The following is a 22,280-nucleotide window of genomic DNA, read 5'->3' on the forward strand; positions in this document are numbered from 1 at the left end:
CCAAAGGACGTAGCAATCATGGCCGCCTCCCCACAGCAGCCCGCCGCCTCCGCGCCCCGCCGCAAGGTGAGCCGTCACCGCGGTGAGGGCCAGTGGGCCCAGGGCCACTTCACGCCGCTCAACGGCAACGAGCAGTTCAAGAAGGACGACGACGGTCTCAACGTACGGACACGTATTGAGACGATCTACTCCCAGCGCGGCTTCGACTCCATCGATCCGAACGATCTGCGCGGCCGGATGCGCTGGTGGGGTCTGTACACCCAGCGCAAGCCCGGGATCGACGGCGGCAAGACCGCGATCCTGGAGCCGGAGGAGCTGGACGACGAGTACTTCATGCTGCGGGTGCGGATCGACGGCGGCCGGCTGACCACCGGGCAGCTGCGGGTGATCGGCGAGATCTCCCAGGAGTTCGCGCGCGGCACCGCCGACATCACCGACCGGCAGAACATCCAGCTGCACTGGATCCGCATCGAGGACGTGCCGGAGATCTGGCGGCGGCTCGAAGGGGTCGGCCTGTCCACCACCGAGGCATGCGGTGACACCCCCCGCGTGATCCTCGGCTCCCCGGTCGCGGGCATCGCCGAGGACGAGATCATCGACGGCACCCCCGCCATCGAGGAGATCCACCGCCGGGTCATCGGCAACCCGGCGTACTCGAACCTGCCGCGCAAGTTCAAGTCCGCGATCTCCGGCTCGCCGCTGCTCGATGTGGCGCACGAGATCAACGACATCGCGTTCGTCGGCGTCGAACACCCCGAGCACGGGCCCGGTTTCGACCTGTGGGTCGGCGGTGGGCTGTCCACCAACCCGAAGATCGGGGTCCGGCTCGGTGCCTGGGTGCCGCTGGCGGAGGTCGCCGACGTCCATGAGGGCGTCATCTCGATCTTCCGCGACTACGGCTACCGGCGGCTGCGCAACCGGGCCCGGCTGAAGTTCCTGGTCGCCGACTGGGGCGCGGAGAAGTTCCGGCAGGTACTGGAGGACGAGTACCTGGGACGCAAGCTGACCGACGGCCCCGCGCCCGCGCAGCCCGTGCAGCGCTGGCGCGACCATGTCGGGGTGCACCGGCAGCAGGACGGCCGTTTCTACGTCGGGTTCGCGCCGCGCGTCGGCCGGGTCGACGGCACCACGCTCGCCAAGATCGCCGAGGTCGCCGAGGCGCACGGCTCGGGCCGGGTGCGCACCACCGTCGAGCAGAAGATGATCGTGCTGGACGTCGAGCAGGACCAGGTCGAGTCGCTGTCCTCGGCCCTGGAGTCGCTCGGCCTCACCGTCTCCCCGTCCACCTTCCGGCGCGGCACCATGGCCTGCACCGGTATCGAGTTCTGCAAGCTCGCCATCGTGGAGACCAAGGCGCGCGGCAGCGCCCTGATCGACGAACTGGAGCGCCGGCTCCCTCAGTTCGACGAGCCGCTGACCATCAACCTCAACGGCTGCCCGAACGCCTGCGCCCGGATCCAGGTGGCCGACATCGGTCTCAAGGGCCAGCTGGTCCTGGACGACGACGGCAACCAGGTCGAGGGCTACCAGGTGCACCTGGGCGGCGCGCTCGGCCTGGAGGCGGGCTTCGGCCGCAAGGTGCGCGGTCTGAAGGTCACCTCGGACGAGCTGCCCGACTACATCGAGCGGGTGCTGCGGCGCTATCTCGCCGAGCGCGCGGACGGCGAGCGGTTCGCCGTCTGGGCGGCCCGCGCCTCCGAGGAGGCCCTGTCGTGAGCGAGCGCGCGGCCCCCTTCTACTGCCCCTACTGCGGCGACGAGGACCTGCGGCCCAGCGAGCAGGGGCGGGGGTCCCCCCGCGCGAGCGGAGCCGAGCGTGGGGGAGGCGCCTGGGAATGCGCGGCGTGCAACCGGGCGTTCCAGCTGAAGTTCCTCGGACTGCTCGCGCAGGGCCTGCGCCGAGCCGACGACCAAGAGGACGAGCGGACATGACGATGGATCAGAAACCGCGCACCGACGACGAGTTGCGGGTTCTTGCCGAGCGTGCGGGGCGGGAGCTGGAGGACGCCCCGGCACTGGAGATCCTGCGCTGGGCGGTGGACACCTTCGGGGCGGAGTTCTGCGTCACCTCCTCGATGGAGGACGCCGTGGTCGCCCATCTCGCCTCCCGGGTGCGCCCGGGCGTGGACGTGGTCTTCCTGGACACCGGCTACCACTTCCCGGAGACCATCGGCACCCGGGACGCGGTGGCGGCGGTGCTGGACGTCAACGTCCGCACCCTCACCCCGCGGCAGACGGTGGCCGAGCAGGACGCCGAGTACGGCCCGCGGCTGCACGACCGCGACCCGGACCTGTGCTGCGCCCTGCGCAAGGTGCGCCCGCTGGAGGAGGGCCTGGAGGACTACCGGGCATGGGCGACCGGTCTGCGCCGTGACGAGTCCCCGACCCGGGCGAACACCCCGGTGGTCGGCTGGGACGAGAAGCGGCGCAAGGTCAAGGTCTCCCCCATCGCCCGCTGGACCCAGGACGACGTGGACGCCTACGTCGCCGAACACGGTGTCCTCACCAACCCGTTGCTGATGGACGGCTACGCCTCCATCGGCTGCGCCCCCTGCACCCGCCGGGTGCTGGAGGGCGAGGACGCGCGCGCCGGACGCTGGGCGGGGCGTGCCAAGACCGAGTGCGGGCTGCACGGATGACGCTCCCTCAGCCATCGACACGGCCCACGACACAGACACCGTCTCAGACTCAGGAGAACGACGTGACCACCGGAGCCACCGTCTGGCTCACGGGTCTGCCGAGCGCCGGCAAGACCACCATCGCCCATGAGCTGGCGGGCCGGCTGCGTGCCGGGGGCCGCCGGGTCGAGGTGCTCGACGGCGACGAGATCCGCGAGTTCATCTCCGCGGGCCTCGGCTTCTCCCGCGCGGACCGGCACACTAATGTGCAGCGCATCGGCTTCGTCGCCGAACTGCTGTCCCGCAACGGTGTGCTGACCCTCGTACCGGTGATCGCGCCGTACGCGGACAGCCGGGACGCCGTGCGCGAGCGGCACGAGGCGAACGCCACCCCGTACCTGGAGGTTCATGTGGCGACCCCGGTCGAGGTGTGCAGCGTCCGCGATGTGAAGGGGCTGTACGCCAAGCAGGCCGCGGGCGAGCTGACCGGGCTGACCGGGGTCGACGACCCGTACGAGGAGCCCACCGCGCCCGAGCTGCGCATCGAGTCGCAGCACCAGAGTGTGCAGGAGTCCGCGGCCGCCGTGTCCGCCCTGCTCAGCGAGAGGGGACTGATATGACCACGCTCGCCGAGGTCGAGGGCGGTACGGGCAGCCCGTACGCCCTGTCGCACCTGGACGCGCTGGAGTCCGAGGCCGTGCACATCTTCCGTGAGGTGGCGGGCGAGTTCGAGAACCCGGTGATCCTGTTCTCCGGGGGCAAGGACTCGATCGTGATGCTGCACCTCGCGCTGAAGGCGTTCGCGCCGGCGGCGGTGCCCTTCTCACTGCTGCACGTGGACACCGGGCACAACTTCCCCGAGGTGCTGGAGTACCGCGACCGCGCGGTCGAGCGGCACGGGCTGCGGCTGCATGTGGCCTCCGTGCAGGACTACATCGACCGGGGGGTGCTCAAGGAGCGCCCGGACGGCACCCGCAATCCGCTCCAGACGCTGCCGCTGACCGAGAAGATCCAGTCGGAGAAGTTCGACGCGGTCTTCGGCGGCGGGCGCCGGGACGAGGAGAAGGCCCGCGCGAAGGAGCGGGTGTTCTCGCTGCGCGACGAGTTCTCCCAGTGGGACCCGCGCCGCCAGCGCCCCGAGCTGTGGAACCTGTACAACGGCCGGCACGCGCCCGGTGAGCACGTCCGGGTGTTCCCGCTGTCGAACTGGACCGAGCTGGATGTGTGGCAGTACATCGCCCGCGAGGGCATCGTGCTGCCGCGGATCTACTTCGCGCACGAGCGTGAGGTGTTCGCGCGGTCCGGGATGTGGCTGACGGCCGGCGAGTGGGGCGGCCCGCGCGAGGACGAGCCGGTCGTCAGGCGCCTGGTGCGCTACCGCACCGTCGGTGACATGTCCTGCACCGGCGCCGTCGACTCCGACGCGACGACCCTGGACGCCGTCATCGCGGAGATCGCCGCCTCCCGGCTCACCGAGCGGGGCGCGACCCGCGCCGACGACAAGCTGTCCGAGGCCGCGATGGAAGACCGCAAGCGCGAGGGGTACTTCTAACCATGACCACGACCACCGAGGCGCTTGCGGCGACCGCCACGCTGCTCAGGTTCGCCACCGCCGGCTCCGTCGACGACGGCAAGTCCACCCTGGTCGGCCGGCTGCTGCACGACTCCAAGTCGGTGCTCACCGACCAACTGGAGGCCGTGGAGCGGGCGTCGGCGAACCGCGGCCAGGACGGCCCCGATCTCGCGCTGCTCACCGACGGGCTGCGCGCCGAGCGGGAACAGGGCATCACGATCGATGTGGCGTACCGCTACTTCGCCACGCCCCGGCGGCGGTTCATCCTCGCCGACACCCCCGGCCATGTGCAGTACACCCGCAACATGGTCACCGGCGCCTCCACCGCCGAACTGACGGTGATCCTGGTCGACGCCCGCAACGGGGTGGTCGAGCAGACCCGCCGGCATGCCGCGATCGCCGCCCTGCTGCGTGTCCCGCATGTGGTGCTGGCCGTCAACAAGATGGACCTGGTCGGCTACCGCGAGCCCGTCTTCGCGGCGATCGCCGAGGAATTCACCGCCTACGCCACCGAGTTGGGCATCCCCGAGGTCACCGCGATCCCGATCTCCGCGCTCGCCGGGGACAACGTGGTGGAGCCGTCCGCGCACATGGACTGGTACGGCGGCCCCACCGTCCTCGAGCACCTGGAGACCGTCCCGGTCAGCCATGACCTGGCGCACTGCCACGCCCGGCTGCCCGTGCAGTACGTGATCCGGCCGCAGAGCGCCGAGCACCCCGACTACCGGGGCTACGCGGGCCAGATCGCCGCGGGCAGCTTCCGGGTCGGCGAACAGGTCACGGTGCTGCCGTCCGGGCGGACCACCACCATCTCCGGCATCGACCTGCTGGGCGAGCCGGTCGACGTCGCCTGGACCACCCAGTCCGTGACCCTGCTGCTGGCCGACGACATCGACGTCTCGCGCGGCGATCTGATCGTGCCGACCAAGGACGCGCCGCCGACCACGCAGGACGTGGAGGCGACGGTCTGCCATGTCGCCGACGCCCCGCTGACCGTCGGCCACCGGGTGCTGCTCAAGCACGGCACCCGGACCGTCAAGGCGATCGTCAAGGACATCCCGTCCCGGCTCACCCTGGACGATCTGTCCCTGCACCCGCACCCCGGGCTGCTCGCGGCCAACGACATCGGCCGGGTGAAGATCCGTACCGCCGAACCGCTGCCCGTCGACGCCTACGCCGACTCGCGCCGCACCGGCTCCTTCATCCTGATCGACCCGGCCGACGGCACCACCCTCACCGCGGGCATGGTCGGCGAGTCCTTCGCCGCGCCGGAGCCCGTCAAGGACGCGGCCGACGACGACGGCTGGGACTTCTGATCATGAACGCACCCGATGTCTACTCCACGTTCGCGAAGGAGGGCGGCCGCGTCGGCAGCGGCGCCCTCGGCAGCGGACAGGGCGGGGTCGGGCGATGTGTGCGCTGACGTACGCGCACCGCTCGCGCGCCCTCACCCCCCACAGACGAAGACCTGCCGACCTCCCGGCCACGACCTGAGAGACCGTGACCCGCCGGGCCAACGAGAGGAACGCCTCCCGTGCCTGCCATCAACTCCCCGTTCCTGCGCCGCTCGATAGCCGCGCTCGCCGCTCTGCCGCTGCTCACGCTCGCCGCGTGCGGCTACGGCTCCGACGCCAAGAGCGACGACACCGCCAGGGTCGCCGCCGGAGCCAAGAAGATCGACGGTCTCGGCTCCGTCAAGATCGGCTACTTCCCGAACCTGACGCACGGCACCGCGCTGGTGGGCCGGGAGCAGGGCCTGTTCCAGAAGGAACTGGGCGCCACCAAGGCCGACTACGCCACCTTCAACGCCGGGCCCTCCGAGATCGAGGCGCTGAACTCCGGCTCCATCGACATCGGCTGGATCGGCCCGTCCCCGGCGATCAACGGCTACACCAAGTCCGACGGCAAGTCCCTGAAGATCATCGGCGGTTCGGCCTCCGGCGGGGTGAAGCTGGTCGTGAACCCGAAGAAGATCACGTCCCTGAAGGACGTCAAGGGCAAGAAGATCGCCACCCCGCAGCTGGGCAACACCCAGGACGTGGCGTTCCTCAACTGGGCCGCGGAGCAGGGCTGGAAGGTCGATCCGCAGAGCGGCAAGGGCGATGTCACGGTCGTCCGCAGCGACAACAAGGTGACCCCGGACGCCTTCAAGTCCGGCTCTATCGACGGCGCCTGGGTGCCGGAGCCGACCGCGTCCAAGCTGGTCGCCGAGGGCGGCAAGGTGCTCCTGGACGAGTCCTCGCTGTGGCCGGGGAACAAGTTCGTGATCACCAACATCATCGTGCGCCAGGCGTTCCTCAAGGAGCACCCGAAGGCAGTCGAGGCGGTCCTGAAGGCGTCCGTCGAGGCCAACAAGTGGATCAACGCCAACCCGGAGCAGGCGAAGCAGGCCGCGAACAAGCAGCTCGCGGACGACTCCGGCAAGGCGCTGCCCGCCGAGGTGCTCGACCCGGCCTGGAAGTCGGTCCAGTTCACCGACGACCCGCTGGCCGCCACACTCGACACCGAGGCGGCACACGCGGTCAAGGCCGGTCTGCTCAAGAAGCCGGACCTCAAGGGGATCTACGACCTGACGATCCTCAACCGGGTACTCAAGGCCGAGGGCAAGAGCCCGGTCGACGCCGCCGGCCTCGGCACCAGCTGACGCCCGCCCCGAAGACGTCCCAGGAGGTGACGACCATGGCCACGACCCTCGCCAAGGCCGCGCGGTCGGTGGAGTACGCCGCACGCCTTGAGCATGTCTCGAAGTCCTTCGCCACACCGGGCGGGTCCCAGCTCGTCCTGGACGACATCAGCCTTGATGTCGCGCCCGGCGAGTTCGTCACCCTCCTGGGCGCCTCGGGCTGCGGCAAGTCCACCCTGCTCAACCTGGTGGCGGGCCTGGACGAGCCCACCGCCGGCACCATCCGCACCGACGGCCGCCCCGCGCTGATGTTCCAGGAACACGCCCTGTTCCCCTGGCTGACCGCCGGCAAGAACATCGAACTCGCCCTCAAACTGCGAGGAGTTCCCCGTCCCGAGCGGCGCGGCAAGGCCGAGGAACTCCTCGAACTCGTCCGCCTCCAGGGCGCGTATGGCAAGCGGGTGCACGAACTGTCGGGTGGTATGCGCCAGCGGGTCGCGTTGGCCCGGGCGCTCGCCCAGGAGAGTCAACTGCTGCTGATGGACGAGCCGTTCGCGGCCCTGGACGCCATCACCCGGGACGTGCTGCACGACGAGCTGACCCGGATCTGGTCGGAGACCGGCCTGTCCGTGCTGTTCGTCACCCACAATGTGCGCGAGGCCGTGCGCCTCGCCCAGCGGGTGGTGCTGCTGTCCTCCCGGCCGGGCCGGGTGGCCCGCGAGTGGGAGGTCGGCATCCCGCAGCCGCGCCGTATCGAGGACGCGCCCGTGGCGGAACTGTCCCTGGAGATCACCGAAGTACTGCGTGGGGAGATCCGCCGCCATGGCCAGCACTGACACGACGAGCACCGACGCCCCGGCCGCGGGCAGCGTGGAGGCGGGCCTCGACGCGCTGGAGACCACCCAGTCCAGCCGCATACCCTTCCGCAGGACCCTGATCGACAAGATCCTGCCGCCGCTGGCCGCGATCGCCGTCGTCCTCCTGGTGTGGCAGGGCCTGATCACCCTGAAGATCGTGGACGACCCGACCAAGCTGCCCACGCCGGGCGCGGTCTGGGGCGCCTTCCGCGACGACTGGCTCCAGGGCAAGCTGCTCGGCTACATCTGGACGTCCGTCTCGCGCGGTCTGCTCGGCTTCTGCCTCGCCCTGGTGCTCGGCACCCCGCTGGGGCTGCTGGTGGCCCGGGTGAAGTTCGTGCGCGCCGCGATCGGTCCGATCCTGTCCGGCCTCCAGTCGCTGCCCTCGGTCGCCTGGGTGCCCCCGGCCGTGATCTGGCTGGGTCTGGACAACTCCATGATGTATACGGTGATCCTGCTCGGCGCGGTGCCGTCCATCGCCAACGGGCTGGTGTCCGGCGTGGACCAGGTGCCGCCGCTGTTCCTGCGCGCGGGCCGTACGCTCGGCGCCACCGGCTTCAGGGGCACCTGGCACATCACCCTGCCGGCCGCGCTGCCCGGCTATGTGGCGGGCATGAAGCAGGGCTGGGCCTTCTCCTGGCGCTCCCTGATGGCCGCCGAGATCATCGCGAACTTCCCCGACCTGGGCACCGGCCTCGGCCAGCTCCTGGAGAACGCCCGTACGGCCAGCGACATGGCCATGGTCTTCGAGGCCATCCTGCTGATCCTGTTCGTCGGCATCGCCATCGATCTGCTGATCTTCAGCCCGCTGGAGCGGTGGGTGCTGCGCAGCCGCGGCCTGTTGGTGAAAGGCTGATCCGGATGCAAGCGCCCGTGCTCCTCGTCATCGCCCACGGCAGCCGCGACGCGCGGCACGCCGCCACCGTGCACGCCCTTGTGGAGCGGGTGCGCGCGCAGCGCCCCGGGCTGCGCGTGGAGACCGGCTTCCTGGACTTCAACGTGCCGTCCGTACAAGGCGTGTTGGAGTCCCTGGCGGCGGAGGGCGTCCGGAACGTGGTGGCGCTGCCGCTGCTGCTCACCCGCGCCTTCCACGCGAAGGCCGACATCCCGGCGGTGCTGCGGGCGGCCCCGGCGCGGCTGCGGATCCGGCAGGCGGCGGTGCTCGGCCCGTCGCCGCTGCTGCTCTCGGCGCTGGAGCGACGGCTGTACGAGGCCGGGCTCAGCCCCGCCGACAAGTCCTCGACCGGGGTGGTGCTGGCCTCGGCGGGGTCCAGTGACCCGGAGGCGATCGCGGTGATCGCCGATATCGCGCGGGAGTGGTGGCACACCGGTTGGTGCGCCGTGCGGCCCGCGTTCGCCTCCGCCTGTCTGCCGCGCACCGAGGACGCCGTACGGGAGCTGCGCGCGCTCGGCTGCGCACGGGTCGCCGTCGCGCCGTACGTCCTGGCCCCCGGCTTCCTGCCGGACCGTATCGCGCGCGGCGCGGCCGGGGCGGACGTCCTCGCCGAGGTGCTGGGGCCCGCGCCGGAGGTGGCGCGGCTGCTGCTGCGCCGGTACGACGCCGCGTGCCGCCCGGCGCTCCAGGCGCTCGGCGCCTGAGGGGCCGCCGCCGTCCGGGCGCGGCCCTGCGTCACAGCCCGAGAGCCTGCACCAGTTGCCGGGTGTAGGCGAGGCTGGCGGTACCGGCGGACGCCCCGATGCAGATGTCGTCCAGGGCCGAGCGGATGCGGCCGCGGTTGGGCGGCAGTCCGTCGTCGGCGGACTCCGCGAACGCCGCCTCGATGATCTGGCCCTGCCGGACGAGCCCGGGGCACTCCCTGCGCAGTGCCTCGGTGAGCCGGGCGGAGACCGCGATCAGAGCCTGAAGCGGTGGCGTGCCGTGGGTCAGGTCAAGGCCGACGAACTCACCGTACTGTCCAGGTCCGTTGAGGTGTCCGTAGTCGTAGGTGCTCATGTCCTGTCCTCGCTCGTGGATCAGAGGTAGGCCGAAAATCGCCACTCCGCGGGTGCTCGGGTGTCCGTCCGCGGCCCCGGACGCGGTAGCGGAACGGCGTGCACACGCTCCGGCGGGGGGATGGGTGGTGTCGTTCCGGCCGTCCGGCGTGCCTCACCCTAGGGACAACGGGACGGAGTTGTCGCGTTGTTCGCGGACCCGCCCCCTTGCGGGTGAGGACCGTGGTAAAAGCCGTCGCGGTCCGGCGTTCCCCTGTGACGTCGGACCGCGACGGCACTCCGTTCTGCGCCCCGGGTGATCGGGATGTCACAGGGGAAGGTCAGGTCGACCCCTCGCAGGGGCGGTTATCAGCCACACCGGCGGGGGTCTGTTCGAACTCCGGTTCACAGAAAGCGGAGTTCGCCGTTCGTGAACGTTCGCCTTCGCTTCGCCGGAGGTTCAGGCCGCTGCCTTCCGCGCCTCGTCGGCCAGCCGGACCAGGTCGGTGAGCGGCAGGGAGCCGGGCGCCCGGTGCGCGCGGGCGAAGGTGCCGGCGAGGCGCTGGAGGAGTTCGTTCAGCGGGGTGGGCACGCCGTGCAGCCGGCCGAGGAGGTTGATCTCGCCATTGAGGTAGTCCGCCTCGATGCTGCCGGTGCCGCGCGCCAGGGACTGCCAGGAGGAGCCGCCGCCGCGCGGGGCGCCCGCCAGCGGGACCAGGGTCACCTTGTCGCCGCGTACCGCGCGCTGCTCCTCGACGCTCGCGTGGGTGATCCCGGCGGCGGCCAGCACGGCCTCCCCCTCGGCGCGTACGCGCGCGTACAGCCCCTCGGCCGCCGCGCCTTCGATGGGGCCGCTCACCGCCTCCTGGGCGTTGGCGAGGTTGCCGAGCAGCTTGGCGTACTGCCAGCGGGCCACGTCCGGCACGACCGGCGCCTCGAAGCGCGCGTCCGCGAGGTCGGCGGCGATCCGCCGGGCGGTGTCGTCGGTGCCGCCCTCGGCGCGGCCCAGATGGAGGATGCCGGTGAGCGGGGCGCCGGGGGCGGAGACGACGCCGGGCTCCACGAAGGTGGACGGCAGCCAGACACAGACGCCGTACACCCGGCGGAAGCGGCGCAGCGCGATCCGGGGGCTCTCCACGCCGTTCTGGAGGCAGAGCAGTGGCAGCCGTTCGCCCGCGGTGCCGCCGCCCGCCACCGGGGCGGCCGCCCAGGTGTCCAGCGCGGCCGCGGTGTCCTGGGTCTTCACGGTGAGCAGCAGGACGTCGTCCGCGCGCAGCTCGCCGAGCGGCTTCGGGCCCTCGACGGCCGGCAGCCGGTACGTCAGCTCCCCCTCGGGGACGCGCAGTCGCAGCCCGTGCTCGGCGAGTGCCCTCAGATGTCCGCCGCGGGCTACCAGGACGACCTCGCGTCCGGCCTGGGCCAGCCGTCCGCCGACGGTGCCGCCGACCGCTCCCGCTCCGATCACGATGTAGCGCATGGACCCGATCCCATCACAGGGGATCACGCCTCGGGCGCGGTCAGCTCGGCGAGTTTCACCACGGTGTTCCAGTTCCGGCTGGTGGCGACGAGGTCCTTGGCGGCCCGCGGGCGGCCCAGCGCCTCGGCCAGTCTGGAGCGGCCGAGGCCGTCGGGGGCGTACAGGTACAGACAGCGGTCGCCGAGGCGGAACTCCTCGGGAAGGAGCGCGACCTGGTCGAGGTGCGCGTAGCGGTCCGGGGTGACGGGCACGGAGAAGTACGTGACGTGCAGCTGCCGGGCTTCCAGTTCGGCGGCCGGGAAGGGGCAGGCGCGGACCACCTCGGCCAGATAGGCGTGGTCGCGCACCAGTACGTCCACCGGGAAGCCGAAGCGGTCCTCGATCGCCCGGGCCAACTCCCCCGCCAGGGAATCCTCGTCACCCCGGTCGGTGGTGAACACGGCCTGTCCGCTCTGGAGATGGGTGCGCACCCCGGTGTGGCCGAGGGTGTCGAGCAGGGCACGCAGATCGGCCATCGGGAGCTTCCGGTTGCCGCCGACGTTGATCCCGCGCAACAGCGCCGCATAGGTCGTCACACGGCCAGCTTAGAGCGGCCGTCGTGCCCCGTGGGGGCGGGCACGACGGCCGGGGCCCGGCCCCCGTGGGGCGGGCTGCGCGAAACAATGCCGGTTCGGCGGGGGCCGGATCAACCTCTGCACACAGCTGTGACTTGTTCAACAAGCTTTCGTAATCACAAAGTGGATCTCTGACGGCGGAACGGACATCCCATGACGCCCGGCGGGGGCCGGCCCGCCCGGATGGGAGACTGACCGGGGGGAACGGCGGGTGCCGGCCCCCGGGAACGGCTCGGCGATGACGGCACGGAGGCACCACGATGGACGAGGCTCGGGCGCGGGACGTACTGGCCGCGGCGGGCGTGCCCGCGGCGGGGGCCGGGGACGCGGTGCTGCTCGCGCTCGGCGAGAACGCGGTGTTCGCCGCCGGTGACCTGGTCGTCAAGGTGGGGCGCGACGCCGAGCTGCTGGAGCGGGCCCGGCGCGAGCTGGACATCGCCGGGTGGCTCGCCGAGGCGGGGGTGCCCGCGGTGCGGGCGGCCGAGCCGGAGCCGCGGCTGGTCGAGGGCCATCCGGTGACGGTGTGGCACCGGCTGCCGGACGCCGTACGCCCCGCCGAGCCGCGCGACCTGGCCGAGCTGCTGCGCCTGGTGCACGCCCTGCCCGCGGCGCCGTTCGTGCTGCCGCCGCGTGAGCTGCTGGGCGGGGTGGAGCGCTGGCTTCGGCTCGCGGGCGAGGCGATCGATCCCGAGGACGCGGCCTATCTGCGGGCGCGCCGGGACGGCTTCGCGGCGGCCGCGGCCGCGCTGACGCCCCGTCTGACCCCGGGCCCCATCCACGGCGACGCGCTGCCCCGCAATGTCCACATCGGGCCGAAGGGCCCGGTCCTGGTGGACCTGGAGACCTTCTCCACGGATCTGCGCGAGCACGACCTGGTGGTGATGGCCCTCTCCCGCGACCGGTACGGGCTGCCCGCCGAGGCGTACGACACCTTCACCGAGACCTACGGCTGGGACGTGCGGGAGTGGGAGGGCTGCTCGGTGCTGCGCGGCGCCCGAGAGACGGCCAGCTGTGCCTGGGTCTCCCAGCACGCGCCCAGCAACCCCAAGGCCCTGGCCGAGTTCCGCCGCCGGGTGGCGTCGCTGCGGGACGGGGACGAGTCGGTGCGCTGGTACCCCTTCTGATCACACCGTCTCGGGCGTCAGCTCGCGCAGCGGCCACAGTCCGTCCACGACCGCCGTCGCGTCCCCCTTGCGGCGCAGGAAGGCCTGGAAGTCGGCGGCCCATTCGGCGTACCACTCGATCTGCCTGCGGTGCAGTTCGGCCGGGCCGAGGGCGGCGATCTTGGGGTGGCGGACGGCTATCGCGGCGGCGAGGCGGGCCGCGGCGAGGGCGTCGGCGGACGCGTTGTGCGCCGCCTCCAGGACGATGCCGTACTCGGCGCAGACCGCTTCCAGGTTCCGCTTTCCGCGGCGGTAGCGGTCCGCCCGGCGGTCGATGGTGTACGGGTCGATCACCGGCGCGGGCGCGGTTCCGCCGAGGCGGTCGGCGAGGGACGGCAGCCGGTGGCGGCGCAGTTCGGCGGAGAGCAGGGTGAGGTCGAACGCCGCGTTGTAGGCGACGACCGGGACGCCCGTCCTCCAGTACGACACCAGTGCCTCGGCGAGGGCGTCGGCGACCCGGTCGGCGGGCTCGCCCTCGGCCGCCGCCCGTTCATTGCTGATCCCGTGCACGGCGACCGCGTCCGCCGGGATCTTGACGCCCGGATCGGCCAGCCACTCCCGGTGGCCCAGCGGCTCACCGGCCCTGACCTCGATCACCGCGCCGGTGACGATGCGTGCCTCGCGCGGATCCGTGCCGGTCGTCTCCAGGTCGAAGCCGACCAGCAGCTCCTGGTGCCAGCCCATGGGCGGTCCCCCTTCTCGATGGTGCGTTCCCCCAGTGGTCTCCACCCTCGCACGGGGCACTGACAATCAGAGGACCGCGTTCCGCTTTTCGGCGGAGCCCGGGGGACGGATCAGGACACAGGGCGCGAATCGGCCCATGCCAGTTCGAATTCCTCGCGGTATGTCGGGAACAGTCCGGCTTCACCCGCGTCGTCCGACTTCACCAGGCGGCTGCCGTTGCGCAGCACCAGGACCGGTGACTCCATCCCCCGCGCCCCGCGCAGATAGGACTGCACCACGGCGACGCCGTCGGCGCCGTCGCCGTCCACCAGATAGGCGGTGAAGCGCGGCGTCTCGTCGTACACCTGGATCTGGAAGGCGCCCGGGTCGCGCAGCCGGGAGCGCACCCGGCGCATGTGCAGGATGTTCATCTCGACCGAGCGGCTCAGTTCGCCCCGTTTCATCCCGAGTTCGCGCTCGCGGCGCTTGACCGAGCTGGAGGCAGGGTTGAGGAAGAGCAGCCGGATGCGGGAGCCGGACTCGGCGAGCCGGACCAGGCGCCGTCCGGAGAAGTTCTGCACCAGCAGGTTGAGGCCGATGCCGATGGCGTCCAGGCGGCGGGCGCCGCCGAAGATGTCCTCGGCCGGGAACTGGCGCATCAGGCGCACCCGGTCGGAGTGCACGGCGACCACGTCGGCGTACCGGTCGCCGACCAGGTCCTCGACGGCGTCGACGGGCAGCCGGCGCGCGGAGGGTACATCGCCGTCCGCGCCCAGCATCTCCAGGAGGCGGGCCGAGGCGCGCTCCGCCTGGCCGAGCACCGCCTGGGACAGGGCGCGGTTGCGGGAGACGACATTGCGGGTCACCTCCAGCTCGTCCAGGGCGAGTTCGAGGTCGCGGCGCTCGTCGAAGTACGGCTCGAAGCAGGGCCAGTGCTGCACCATCAGCTCGCGCAGCTGGGGCAACGTCAGGAAACTGAGCACGTTGTCGTCGGCCGGGTCGAGCAAGTAGCCCTTGCGGCGGCTGACTTCGCGCACCGCAACCGCGCGCTGCACCCACTCCTGGCCGGCCGGTCCGGCGGCGGCGACCACCCACTCGTCGCCGTGCACGGGCTCGTACACGGGCCGCAGGACGGCGGCCACGACCGAACGCAGCCGCTGCTCCACGAGGTTCAGCCAGATGTAGGCCCGGCCGGCCCGCTGGGCGCGGGTGCGCACCTCGTGCCAGGCGTCGGCGCCCCAGTCCAGCTCCGGGCCGATGGAACCCGCGTCCATCGGCCGCGCCAGGGACACCGCGCCGGGCGGGACGTCCGTGGAGTCTCCCTCGTGACCCTCGCCACCAGGGGGCAGCTCCAGCCCTCCCGAGCCCACCCGTGCACCGCCTTCCGTCCCCGGGCCTTTCCCGTCTCAACGATCAAGGAAGGGTACTCCGGGAGCGCTGCGCGGTGCAGCCGGATGGACAGGTCGGTTCCCCTCCTGCTTTGCTCAACTGCTTGGCGTTTCCGGGCCGTTCCCCACCGTTCGCACACGGGGAGTGAGCGGTTTCATAGCCGGGGGTGCCCGGCCGGGCCGTTCCTGCTTTCGGGGAGACTTCGTGCTGTCGCGCGGACCGGCCCCCGGGCGGGCCGTCCACCTGAGAGAGTCATTGCCATGCAGGTCTGGCCTGGAGAGGCGTATCCGCTCGGCGCCACGTACGACGGCGCCGGCACCAACTTCGCGGTCTTCACGGAAGCCGCGGACCGAGTGGAGCTGTGTCTGCTGCACGACGACGGCTCGGAGACGGCGGTGGAGCTGCGCGAGAGCGACGCGTTCGTACGGCACGCGTATGTGCCGGGGGTGATGCCGGGGCAGCGCTACGGATTCCGGGTGCACGGCCCCTACGACCCCGGGCGCGGACTGCGCTGCAACGCGGCGAAGCTGCTGCTCGACCCGTACGCGAAGGCGGTGGCGGGCGCGGTGCGCTGGGGCGAGGAGGTGTACGGCTACCACTTCGACGCGCCCGAGCGGCGCAACGACCTGGACTCGGCGCCGCACACCATGACCTCGGTGGTGATCAACCCGTACTTCGACTGGGGCGACGACCGGCCGCCGCGCACCGAGTACCACCACACGGTGATCTACGAGGCCCACGTCAAGGGACTGACCATGCGTCACCCGGGCCTCCCCGAGGAGTTGCGCGGCACGTACGCGGCGCTCGCCCATCCCGCGATCATCGACCATCTGACCGAGCTCGGCGTGACCGCGCTGGAGCTGATGCCCGTACACCAGTTCGTCAACGACCACCGGCTGGCGGACCTGGGCCTGAGCAACTACTGGGGCTACAACACCATCGGGTTCTTCGCCCCGCACAACGCGTACGCCTCCTGGGGCGATCGCGGCCAGCAGGTGCTGGAGTTCAAGTCGGCGGTGCGGGCGCTGCACGAGGCCGGGATCGAGGTCATCCTGGACGTCGTCTACAACCACACCGCCGAGGGCAACCATCTGGGCCCGACGCTCTCCTTCAAGGGCATCGACAACCCGTCGTACTACCGCCTCGCGGACGATCCCCGTTACTACACGGACACCACCGGCACCGGCAACTCACTGCTGATGCGGTCCCCGCACGTGCTCCAAATGATCATGGACTCGCTGCGCTACTGGGTCACCGAGATGCATGTCGACGGCTTCCGCTTCGACCTCGCGGCAACCCTGGCCCGGCAGTTCCACGAGGTGGACCGGCTGTCCTCGTTCTTCGACCTGGTGCAGCAGGACCCGGTGGTCTCCCAGGTCAAGCTGATCGCCGAGCCCTGGGACGTGGGCGAGGGCGGCTACCAGGTGGGCAACTTCCCGCCGCTGTGGACCGAGTGGAACGGCAAGTACCGCGACACCGTACGGGACCTGTGGCGGGGCGAGCCGCGCGCGCTCGCGGAGTTCGGCTCCCGGCTGACCGGCTCCTCCGACCTCTACCAGGACGACGGCCGCCGCCCGCTGGCCTCCATCAACTTCGTCACCTGCCACGACGGCTTCACGCTGCGCGACCTGGTGTCGTACGACGACAAGCACAACGAGGCCAACGAGGAGGGCAACCGGGACGGCGAGAGCCACAACCGGTCCTGGAACTGCGGCACCGAGGGCGAGAGCGACGACCCCGGGGTGCTCGCGCTGCGCGCCCGCCAGACGCGCAACTTCCTCGCCACGCTGATGCTGTCCCAGGGCGTGCCGATGATCAGCCACGGCGACGAGTTCGGCCGTACCCAGCGCGGCAACAACAACGCCTACTGCCAGGACAACGAGATCTCCTGGCTGCACTGGCCCGAGGACGGCGGGGAGCTGCTGGAGTTCGTGCGCACCATGGTGTGGCTGCGCCGCGACCACCCCGTGCTGCGCCGCCGCCGCTTCTTCCACGGCCGTCCGGTGGAGGGCAGCCACGGCCGGCTGTCCGACATCGCCTGGTTCACCCCACAGGGTTCGGAGATGACCCAGCGGGACTGGGACGCTGCGGGGGCGTCCGCGCTGACGGTGTTCCTCAACGGCAACGCCATCTCCGAGCCGGGTCCGCGCGGCGAGCGGATCACCGACGACTCCTTCCTGCTGCTGTTCAACGCCTCCCCGGAGCCGCTGGACTTCCGGGTGCCGGTGAACCACGGCCGGCAGTGGCAGGTGGTGGTCGACACGGCCCGGGACGAAGGGATCCCGCCAGGTTCGGGGGCGAAGGCGGGGGCGGGCGACCGGCTCGCCCTCAAGGACCGCAGCCTCATGGTCCTACGCCGTCCGGCGTAGGGCGCCGTAGGCCATGTGGGTGAGCGCGGATGAGCCGCCTCACCCTCCGGCCCGGTCCGGGTGACACGAAACGCGGCAGGGCGGGTACGTAGGTCTCCATGACCTCTGCGCGACCCGGACCGGGGGTGCCCACGGCCACCTACCGGCTCCAGCTCCAGCCCGCCTTCCCGTTCTCGGCCGCCGCGGCGGCCGTCCCGTACCTCGCCTCGCTCGGCGTGTCCCATCTGCATCTGTCCCCCGTCCTGGAGGCCGTCCCGGGTTCCACGCACGGCTACGACGTGGTGGACCACACCCGGGTCCGCGCGGAACTCGGCGGCGAGGAGGGGCTGCGCGCGCTGTCCCGGACCGCCCGGGAGCACGGCCTCGGCCTGGTCCTGGACATCGTGCCGAACCACATGGCGATGGCGCCCGGACACAACCGCGCCCTGTGGGAGGTGCTGCGCGAGGGACCGGAATCGGCCCACGCCCGCTGGTTCGACATCGACTGGGACGCGGGGGGCGGCCGGGTGCTGCTGCCCGTCCTCGGCGCCCCGCTCGGCGCCGAGCTGGAACAGCTGCGGATCGACGGCGACACGCTGCGGCTGCGCGACCAGGTCCTGCCGCTGCGCGCCGGCACCGAGGGGCTGCCGCTGCCCGAGCTGCTGGACGCCCAGTGGTACCGCCCGGTGTGGTGGCGGCTCGCCCGGACCGAGCTGAACTACCGGCGGTTCTTCAGCATCTCGGAGCTGATCGGGCTGCGGGTGGAGGACCCCGAGGTGTTCGACGCCACCCATGCCAAGATCCTCCAGCTGCTGGACGAGGGCGTGGCCGACGGGCTGCGCGTGGACCACCCCGACGGGCTCGCCGACCCCGACGCCTATCTCGCCCGGCTGCACGAGGCGAGCGGCGGCCGCTGGACGGTGATCGAGAAGATCCTCGCCGACGACGAACAGCTGCCGCCCTCCTGGCCGGTCGCGGGCACCACCGGCTACGACGCGCTGCGCCGGGTCGACGGCCTGTTCACGGACCCGGAAGGCGCGGTCGAACTCCTCACCGAGTACCGGAGGTTCGCGGCCCCGCAGCAGGACCGGGGCGGCGTCTGGGACGCCACGGCCCGCCGGGCCGCCTACAAGGTGCTCACCCATGAGCTGGCCACCGAGACCGAGCGGCTCACCCGGGTCGCGGTACGGCTGTGCGCGCACTCCCCCGACCTCGCGCTGCGCGACCGGGCCCCCTGGGCGCTGCGCACGGCCCTGGAGGAACTCCTGGTCCGGATGCGGGTCTACCGGCCCTACGCCTCCGGGGACGCGGCCGCCGTCATCACCGAGGAGGCGGCCGAGGAGGCCCGGCTCGCCTTCGTGGTGCCCGAGGAGGCGGCGGCGGTCGACCTCGTGCGCCAACTGCTCGTCGAGGCTCCCGGGGATCCGGCCGCGCCGGACCACGCCGACCGGCTTGAGCTGCGCACCCGGTTCGCGCAGACGGCCTCCGCGCTGCGGGCCAAGTCGGCGGAGGACACGGCGTACTACCGCTATGTGCCGCTGCTGTCGGCGACCGAGGTGGGCGGCGACCCGGGCCGGCCGGGGATCTCCCCGCGCGAGTTCCACACGTACTGCGCCCGCGTCCAGGACGAGCGGCCGCTCACCGGTACGGCCGTCACCACGCACGACACCAAGCGCAGCGCCGACGTCCGCGCGGCCCTCGCCGTGCTCACCGAATGCCCCGGCCGATGGGCCGAGTTGGTGACCGAACTGACCCGGGCCGAGGAGGGCGCCCCGGACCGGCAACTGGCCTGGGCGGCCTGGCAGACGGTGTTCGGGCTCGGCCCGGCCGACGAGGAACGGGTACGCCGGTACCTGCTGAAGCATGTGCGCGAGGCCGGCATGTACACCAGCTGGACCGAGCGGGAGACGCCGTACGAGGAGGCGGTGACCGCCTTCGCCGCGGCCGGTCCCTGCGGGCCGCCCGGTGAGCGCGTGGCCGCCTTCCGCAAGACGCTGGAGCCGCACATCCGGGCCAACGTCCTCGGCACGGCCCTGGTGCACCTGACGATGCCGGGCGTCCCGGACGTGTACCAGGGCGCCGAGGGCGAGTTCCGGGCGCTGGTGGACCCGGACAACCGCAGCCCGGCGTCCCTGCCGCCCGAGAACCCGGGCGAGAAGGCCGCGTTGACCCGCGCGGCACTGCGCTTGCGCGCCCGCAGGCCCGACGCCTTCGGGGCCGCCGCGACCTACGATCCGCTGCCCGCGGAGGGCCCGGCGGCCCAGCACTGCACGGCCTTCACCCGCTCCGGAGAGGTGATCACCGCGGTGACCCGCCTCTCCCTGCGCCTCACGGAGTCCGGCGGCTGGCGGGACACCGGCCTGCCGCTGCCGCCCGGTCAGTGGGCCGATGTGCTCGATCCCGAACGGGAGTTCACCGGCCGGGTACGCCTCACGGATCTGTTCGGACCACGACCGGTGGCACTGCTGGAGCGGGTCACGCGGGCGTGAGGGACAGCCGCTCGGGCCGCTCCGGAAGAGCGCTCACGGCGGGCCAGCGGGCGCGCAGCAGGTCCACGAAGGCGGCGGCTCCGGTGGACTCCGTACGGGCGTAGACGGCCAGCGGGCGCCGCCAGGAGGGGTCGGGGGTGAGGAGCACACAGTCCTCGCCCACGGCGCCGCGCACGATGTGGGCGGGCGCGGCGCACACCCCGACCCCGGCGGCGGCCATCCGCACCGCCGTCGAGGACTGCTCGGTCCACGCGGCGGTCCGGGGCGCGAACCCGGCCCGCCCGCAGGCCCAGTCGAGGAAGCGGACGCCGTGCACCACGGGCTCCATGGCGCACCGGACCCAGGCCCGGTCGGCCAGCTCGGGCAGGGTCACCGTCGAACGGGGGCTGCGAGGGCGCGGCATCGATGTCCAGGCGGGCGCGCGGCTGCTGGACGCGGAGGTACTGGCCGACGGGGTACGGGCCCGGGTGCGCACCGCGCGCGGCGAGACCCGGACGCTGACGGCGCGGCGGCTGCTGGTGGCGGGGCCGGGTCCCGGTCACCGAGGGCCTGGATCTGGCCGCGGCCGGCCTCGCGACGGACGCCCGCGGGTTCGTCGTACCGGCCGACCGGGACCGGCTGGAGACGGCCGTGCCGGGGATCCATGTCGTCGGCGATCTGCTGCCGCCGCCGTCGCTCGGCCTCGCGCACACCTCCTTCGCCGAAGGGCAGGTCGTCGCCGAGACGCTCGCGGGGCTGCGGCCCACCCCGGTCGACTACACGGCCGTACCCCGGGTGACGTACTCCTCCCCGCAGACCGCCACCGTGGGGCTCACGGAGGCGCAGGCGCGGGCGCTGGGACATGAGCCGGCCGTGCGCGCCATGCCGCTCACCGCGCTGGCGAAGGGAATGGTGCACGGCCGGGGCGGAATGGTGAAGGTGGTCGCCGAGGCCGGTGGCGGGCGGGTGCTCGGGGTGCATCTGGTCGGCCCGCAGGTCTCGGAGCTGATCGCCGAGGCCCAGCTGATCGTCGGCTGGGACGCCGAACCCGCCGACGTGGCCCGGCATGTGCATCCGCATCCCACACTCTCGGAGGCGGTGGGCGAGGTGTTCCTGACGCTCGCGGGACGGAGGCTGCACCAGCGGTGAGCACCGTGAATGCGGTGGCACCGGCTCCGGTTGGCACATGCCGACCGGGCATCCGGCCGGACGCTTGACAGCCACCGCGCACCGTGCGGGACTGGGAGGGCGAAGCAGGGCGGACGAATCGGGGGTGAGTCTCCTGCCGGAGCTGCGCTATCCCAGCGTTCCCGAACTGCTGGCCTCCGCACGGGCGTTGGCCGCGTCGGAGCCCGGGCTGTGCGCGCTGCGACAGGTGGGCCGCTCACGCGCGGGACGCCCCCTGCATCTGCTGTCGGTGGGGCACGCACAGCGGGCGGTGCTGGTGGTGGCGGGCGCCCACGCCAACGAACCGACCGGCGGCTCCACTTTGCGGGTGCTGGCCCGACGGGTGCTGGCGGAACGCGAGTTGCGCACCGGCACCTCCTGGCACTTCCTGCTGTGCGCGGACCCGGACGGCGCCGCCCTCCATGTCACCCCGGCCCCGCGCAGCCTGCTCGACTACCACCTCGGCTTCTACCGGCCCACCGGCGCCGAGCAGCCTGAGTGGTCGCCCTCCGTGCTGCCCCCGGACCGGCTGCCGCCCGAGACCCGGGCCCTGACCGGGGTGATCGACGAGCTGCGCCCCTACCTCCAGGTGACCCTGCACGGCACCGATCTGGGCGGCAGCTGGGTGCAGCTGACCCGGGACGTGCCGGGCCTCGCGGAGCCGTTCGCCAAGTCGGCGGCGCAGCTGCACATCCCGGTGGAGACGGGCGCCTCGGACGCCGCGGGCTGGCCCGCCTCCGGGCCCGGGGTGCATGTGATGCCGGGGCCCGGGACGGACGCGGCCTACCCGAGCATGCCGGACGACGCCCGGCACAGCACCTGGTACCACGCGCACCGCTACGGGGGGCTGACCGCCGTGGTGGAGGTGCCGATGTGGGCCAGTGACCTGGTGGACGACCCGGCGCCGCACCCGGCACCCGCGGCGGCGATGCGGCGGCTGGCGGGGCGGCTGCTGCGGGACTCGCTGGAGGTGGAGCGGGTGCTGGCGGAGGCGCTGCCCCGGCTCGACGGCGCCGACGGGCCGCTGCTGCGGGCCGCGCGCTGGGCGCTGGAGCTGATCCCGGGCCTGGCCGAGGACTGGACCCACACCGTGCCGGCCGCCTCCACGATGGCGTACGTCGGCAGCGTGGACGCGTTCGGGCGGCGGCTGCCGCTGCGGGCGGCCGCGATGCTGCTGCGGGTGCTGCGGGAGAGCGGCGACCGGGCGGCGCCGGACCTCGAACGGCTCGTGGCCACCTGGTCCGACGCCTTCGCCCGGCGCTTCCGGGCCCGCTGGGTGCCCCTGGACCACCAGGTGGAGCACCAGTCGCGCACGGTGCTGCTGGCGGCCCAGCAGGCCCGGGAGCAGGCGGATCAATAGGGCCGCCGGCCGGTGCGGCACGGTCGCGC

The 22,280-nt window shown here is 72.4% G+C and carries 19 protein-coding genes and 2 pseudogenes; 15 read left to right on the forward strand and 6 right to left on the reverse strand.

The annotated features are described in order from the left end of the window. The first annotated feature begins 18 nt into the window (after positions 1-18). The 10 genes from HEP81_RS09345 to HEP81_RS09395 all read left to right on the forward strand — a co-directional run bounded on the left by HEP81_RS09345 (position 19) and on the right by HEP81_RS09395 (position 9,269). Positions 19-1,716, forward strand: coding sequence for a nitrite/sulfite reductase (locus HEP81_RS09345; protein ID WP_037655500.1), 1,698 nt, complete (start codon positions 19-21; stop codon positions 1,714-1,716). Next, positions 1,713-1,931, forward strand: coding sequence for a hypothetical protein (locus HEP81_RS09350; protein ID WP_037655498.1), 219 nt, complete (start codon positions 1,713-1,715; stop codon positions 1,929-1,931). The genes HEP81_RS09345 and HEP81_RS09350 overlap by 4 nt, the downstream gene beginning before the upstream one ends. Further along, on the forward strand, positions 1,928-2,638 hold the full coding sequence (locus HEP81_RS09355; protein WP_037655496.1) for a phosphoadenylyl-sulfate reductase: 711 nt from the start codon (positions 1,928-1,930) through the stop codon (positions 2,636-2,638). Before HEP81_RS09350 ends, HEP81_RS09355 begins: the two co-directional genes overlap by 4 nt. Then, on the forward strand, positions 2,635-3,237 hold the full coding sequence (cysC, locus tag HEP81_RS09360) for an adenylyl-sulfate kinase (RefSeq protein ID WP_078967362.1): 603 nt from the start codon (positions 2,635-2,637) through the stop codon (positions 3,235-3,237). The genes HEP81_RS09355 and cysC overlap by 4 nt, the downstream gene beginning before the upstream one ends. After that, positions 3,234-4,169, forward strand: a complete 936-nt coding sequence (cysD, locus tag HEP81_RS09365; RefSeq protein WP_037655492.1) for a sulfate adenylyltransferase subunit CysD — start codon at positions 3,234-3,236, stop codon at positions 4,167-4,169. The genes cysC and cysD overlap by 4 nt, the downstream gene beginning before the upstream one ends. A gap of 2 nt (positions 4,170-4,171) precedes the next feature. After that, positions 4,172-5,506 carry a sulfate adenylyltransferase subunit 1 gene (locus HEP81_RS09370; protein ID WP_037655490.1) on the forward strand — a complete coding sequence of 445 codons (1,335 nt, stop codon included), beginning with the start codon at positions 4,172-4,174 and terminating at the stop codon, positions 5,504-5,506. Positions 5,507-5,724: 218 nt separating this feature from the next. Then, the gene (locus HEP81_RS09380) at positions 5,725-6,834 is read left to right on the forward strand and encodes an aliphatic sulfonate ABC transporter substrate-binding protein (RefSeq protein WP_037655485.1); all 1,110 of its coding nucleotides are present in this window, start codon (positions 5,725-5,727) and stop codon (positions 6,832-6,834) included. Between the two features lie 35 nt (positions 6,835-6,869). Continuing rightward, on the forward strand, positions 6,870-7,649 hold the full coding sequence (locus HEP81_RS09385) for an ABC transporter ATP-binding protein (protein WP_037655483.1): 780 nt from the start codon (positions 6,870-6,872) through the stop codon (positions 7,647-7,649). After that, a complete protein-coding gene (locus HEP81_RS09390; RefSeq protein WP_037655480.1) occupies positions 7,636-8,526 on the forward strand; it encodes an ABC transporter permease in 891 nt (296 codons plus the stop codon). The genes HEP81_RS09385 and HEP81_RS09390 overlap by 14 nt, the downstream gene beginning before the upstream one ends. A gap of 5 nt (positions 8,527-8,531) precedes the next feature. Then, the gene (locus HEP81_RS09395) at positions 8,532-9,269 is read left to right on the forward strand and encodes a sirohydrochlorin chelatase (protein ID WP_037655478.1); all 738 of its coding nucleotides are present in this window, start codon (positions 8,532-8,534) and stop codon (positions 9,267-9,269) included. A gap of 31 nt (positions 9,270-9,300) precedes the next feature. Here HEP81_RS09395 and HEP81_RS09400 read toward each other — a convergent pair whose 3' ends face one another. The 3 genes from HEP81_RS09400 to HEP81_RS09410 all read right to left on the reverse strand — a co-directional run bounded on the left by HEP81_RS09400 (position 9,301) and on the right by HEP81_RS09410 (position 11,654). Then, positions 9,301-9,624, reverse strand: coding sequence for a hypothetical protein (locus HEP81_RS09400; RefSeq protein ID WP_037655477.1), 324 nt, complete (start codon positions 9,622-9,624; stop codon positions 9,301-9,303). A 438-nt stretch (positions 9,625-10,062) separates the two neighbouring features. Next, the gene (locus tag HEP81_RS09405) at positions 10,063-11,079 is read right to left on the reverse strand and encodes a ketopantoate reductase family protein (RefSeq protein WP_037655476.1); all 1,017 of its coding nucleotides are present in this window, start codon (positions 11,077-11,079) and stop codon (positions 10,063-10,065) included. A gap of 23 nt (positions 11,080-11,102) precedes the next feature. Next, entirely contained in the window at positions 11,103-11,654 is a 552-nt protein-coding gene (locus HEP81_RS09410; protein WP_037655475.1) for a DUF1697 domain-containing protein, read from the reverse strand. Positions 11,655-11,953: 299 nt separating this feature from the next. Between HEP81_RS09410 and HEP81_RS09415 the strand changes: the two genes are divergently transcribed. Then, positions 11,954-12,817 carry a phosphotransferase enzyme family protein gene (locus HEP81_RS09415; RefSeq protein ID WP_037655473.1) on the forward strand — a complete coding sequence of 288 codons (864 nt, stop codon included), beginning with the start codon at positions 11,954-11,956 and terminating at the stop codon, positions 12,815-12,817. On the opposite strand, the gene HEP81_RS09420 is transcribed toward HEP81_RS09415, so the two are convergent. Both HEP81_RS09420 and HEP81_RS09425 read right to left on the reverse strand, forming a co-directional pair. Continuing rightward, a complete protein-coding gene (locus tag HEP81_RS09420; protein WP_037655472.1) occupies positions 12,818-13,540 on the reverse strand; it encodes a 3'-5' exonuclease in 723 nt (240 codons plus the stop codon). 110 nt (positions 13,541-13,650) lie between these two features. Next, positions 13,651-14,889, reverse strand: a complete 1,239-nt coding sequence (locus HEP81_RS09425; protein WP_037655470.1) for an SAV2148 family HEPN domain-containing protein — start codon at positions 14,887-14,889, stop codon at positions 13,651-13,653. A 279-nt stretch (positions 14,890-15,168) separates the two neighbouring features. Between HEP81_RS09425 and glgX the strand changes: the two genes are divergently transcribed. Together glgX and treY are read left to right on the forward strand one after the other, a co-directional pair. Continuing rightward, on the forward strand, positions 15,169-17,277 hold the full coding sequence (glgX, locus tag HEP81_RS09430; protein ID WP_037655468.1) for a glycogen debranching protein GlgX: 2,109 nt from the start codon (positions 15,169-15,171) through the stop codon (positions 17,275-17,277). Positions 17,278-17,375: 98 nt separating this feature from the next. Then, a complete protein-coding gene (treY, locus tag HEP81_RS09435; RefSeq protein ID WP_243279351.1) occupies positions 17,376-19,745 on the forward strand; it encodes a malto-oligosyltrehalose synthase in 2,370 nt (789 codons plus the stop codon). Here the strand turns inward: treY and HEP81_RS09440 are convergent. Beyond that, a pseudogene (locus HEP81_RS09440) lies at positions 19,732-20,127 on the reverse strand (LysR substrate-binding domain-containing protein); the annotation flags it as partial. The gene treY and the pseudogene HEP81_RS09440 overlap by 14 nt on opposite strands. Here HEP81_RS09440 and HEP81_RS09445 point away from each other — a divergent pair. Together HEP81_RS09445 and HEP81_RS09450 are read left to right on the forward strand one after the other, a co-directional pair. Further along, positions 20,126-20,873: pseudogene (locus HEP81_RS09445) on the forward strand (FAD-dependent oxidoreductase); the annotation flags it as partial. The pseudogenes HEP81_RS09440 and HEP81_RS09445 sit on opposite strands and share 2 nt — an antisense overlap. A 124-nt stretch (positions 20,874-20,997) precedes the next feature. Further along, positions 20,998-22,251, forward strand: coding sequence for a M14 family zinc carboxypeptidase (locus HEP81_RS09450; protein ID WP_037655465.1), 1,254 nt, complete (start codon positions 20,998-21,000; stop codon positions 22,249-22,251). The last annotated feature ends 29 nt before the right edge of the window (positions 22,252-22,280 follow it).

The sequence above is a fragment of the Streptomyces griseofuscus genome, from assembly GCF_014673495.1.
Lineage (GTDB): Bacteria > Actinomycetota > Actinomycetes > Streptomycetales > Streptomycetaceae > Streptomyces > Streptomyces murinus.

Bases quoted from the DNA above. Each gene is read 5' to 3' on its own strand.
- cysD (WP_037655492.1), top strand. From the start codon at position 3,234: ATGACCACGCTCGCCGAGGTCGAGGGCGGTACGGGCAGCCCGTACGCC.
- HEP81_RS09420 (WP_037655472.1), bottom strand. From the start codon at position 13,540: ATGGGCTGGCACCAGGAGCTGCTGGTCGGCTTCGACCTGGAGACGACC.
- glgX (WP_037655468.1), top strand. From the start codon at position 15,169: ATGCAGGTCTGGCCTGGAGAGGCGTATCCGCTCGGCGCCACGTACGAC.
- HEP81_RS09370 (WP_037655490.1), top strand. From the start codon at position 4,172: ATGACCACGACCACCGAGGCGCTTGCGGCGACCGCCACGCTGCTCAGG.
- HEP81_RS09405 (WP_037655476.1), bottom strand. From the start codon at position 11,079: ATGCGCTACATCGTGATCGGAGCGGGAGCGGTCGGCGGCACCGTCGGC.
- HEP81_RS09355 (WP_037655496.1), top strand. From the start codon at position 1,928: ATGACGATGGATCAGAAACCGCGCACCGACGACGAGTTGCGGGTTCTT.
- HEP81_RS09345 (WP_037655500.1), top strand. From the start codon at position 19: ATGGCCGCCTCCCCACAGCAGCCCGCCGCCTCCGCGCCCCGCCGCAAG.
- HEP81_RS09415 (WP_037655473.1), top strand. From the start codon at position 11,954: ATGGACGAGGCTCGGGCGCGGGACGTACTGGCCGCGGCGGGCGTGCCC.
- HEP81_RS09385 (WP_037655483.1), top strand. From the start codon at position 6,870: ATGGCCACGACCCTCGCCAAGGCCGCGCGGTCGGTGGAGTACGCCGCA.
- HEP81_RS09390 (WP_037655480.1), top strand. From the start codon at position 7,636: ATGGCCAGCACTGACACGACGAGCACCGACGCCCCGGCCGCGGGCAGC.
- cysC (WP_078967362.1), top strand. From the start codon at position 2,635: ATGACGCTCCCTCAGCCATCGACACGGCCCACGACACAGACACCGTCT.
- HEP81_RS09400 (WP_037655477.1), bottom strand. From the start codon at position 9,624: ATGAGCACCTACGACTACGGACACCTCAACGGACCTGGACAGTACGGT.
- treY (WP_243279351.1), top strand. From the start codon at position 17,376: ATGACCTCTGCGCGACCCGGACCGGGGGTGCCCACGGCCACCTACCGG.
- HEP81_RS09395 (WP_037655478.1), top strand. From the start codon at position 8,532: ATGCAAGCGCCCGTGCTCCTCGTCATCGCCCACGGCAGCCGCGACGCG.